The organism is Micrococcus sp. MS-ASIII-49 (genome assembly GCF_000946635.1).
Lineage (GTDB): Bacteria > Actinomycetota > Actinomycetes > Actinomycetales > Micrococcaceae > Micrococcus > Micrococcus luteus.
This window is the reverse complement of record NZ_JXSP01000170.1, coordinates 1-1506: the sequence shown is the minus strand read 5'-3', so window position 1 is coordinate 1506 and position 1506 is coordinate 1. Positions and strand designations below refer to the sequence as shown.

The following is a 1506-nucleotide window of genomic DNA, read 5'->3' as shown; positions in this document are numbered from 1 at the left end:
GCAGGCGCGGGCGGCGGCGGTGCGCAGGCCGACGAGCGCGGCGTCGGGGTCCTCGGCGCCGAACACCGCGGAACCGGCCACGAACACGTCCGCCCCGGCCTCGGCCGCACGCTCGATGGTCTCCCGGTTCACGCCGCCGTCGACCTGGAGGGCCAGCGGGGCGGACCCGCCGTCGAGGGCGCGGCGGGCCCGGCGGATCTTCGGCAGCACGACGTCGAGGAACGCCTGCCCCCCGAAGCCGGGCTCCACGGTCATCAGCAGAAGCATGTCCAGCTCCGGGAGCATGTCCAGGTAGGGCTCGACCGCGGTCGCCGGCCGCAGCGCCATGCCGGCCCTCGCTCCGGCCGCGCGCAGCTCCCGGGCCAGCCGGACGGGCGCGGCCGAGGCCTCGGCGTGGAAGGTGACGGACTCGGCCCCCGCCTCCGCGTAGCCGGGCGCCCAGCGGTCGGCGTCCTCGATCATCAGGTGGAGGTCCAGCGGCAGGTCCGTGGCGCGTCGGATCGCCTCGACCACGGGCAGGCCGAGGGTGAGGTTCGGGACGAAGTGGTTGTCCATGACGTCCACGTGCACCGCGTCTGCGCTGGGGATGCGGGCCAGCTCGTCGGCGAGGCGGGCGAAGTCCGCGGACAGGATCGAGGGGTGCAGGCGCGGGGCGCGGGCGGTCATGGGCGGGTCCTCTCGGTCAGGCGCCGGGGGCGCGCAGCAGGGCCAGGAACATGGCGTCGGTGCCGTGCCGGTGCGGCCAGAGCTGGGCCGTGCGGGCGACCACATCGGCTGGCTCCGGCGCGCCGGCGGGTTCGGCCTCGTCCAGGCGCAGGTCGTCGAGCGCGACGGTGTCGAGGGCGGTGCGGGCGTCGAGCAGCTCCAGCTCGGGGTGGCGGCGCACGAGGTCCTGGACCTGGACGACGGTCTCCGCGACGTGCGGGGAGCAGGTGACATAGGCGAGCACGCCGCCGGGGGCGAGGACGGAGACCGCCGCGTCGAGCAGCTCGGCCTGCAGGCCGGTGAGCTCGGCGAGGTCGGCCGGAGTGCGGCGCCAGCGCGACTCGGGTCGGCGGCGCAGCGCCCCGAGGCCGGTGCAGGGGGCGTCCACGAGGACGCGGTCGAACGCCGGGGCCGCCTCGGGGGCGTCGGCGATCGTGCGACCGTCCCCGGCCCGGACGGTCCAGGCGTCGGCGGGCACGGCGGCGAGTGCCTGCCGGACGAGGTCGCCGCGGTGCGGGGCGACCTCATTGGCCACGAGCGTCGCCCCCCGCTCGGCGGCGAGGGCGGCCAGCAGGGCCGCCTTGCCGCCAGGGCCGGCGCACAGGTCGAGCCAGCGCTCGGCCCGCCCCTCGGCCGCGGGGACGGGTGCCTGGGCCAGGGCACGGGCGGTGAGCTGGGAGCCGGCGTCCTGGACGCGGAGCACGCCCTCGCGCACCCCGGGCAGACGGCCGGCGTCGCCACCGGAGTGCAGGGCGGAGTCCGGGGCCAGCGGCCCGGGCTCGGCGCCGTCGTCGAGGGCCG

Annotated in this window: 1 protein-coding gene and 1 pseudogene; both read right to left on the bottom strand. The window is 78.1% G+C overall.

Annotated elements, in window-relative coordinates:
- On the bottom strand, window positions 1-666 hold a 666-nt coding region (gene rpe / locus SJ20_RS10860; RefSeq protein WP_044659918.1), incomplete at its 3' end, for a ribulose-phosphate 3-epimerase.
- Between the two features lie 16 nt (window positions 667-682).
- Window positions 683-1506 (bottom strand): annotated as a pseudogene (locus SJ20_RS10855) (RsmB/NOP family class I SAM-dependent RNA methyltransferase); the annotation flags it as partial.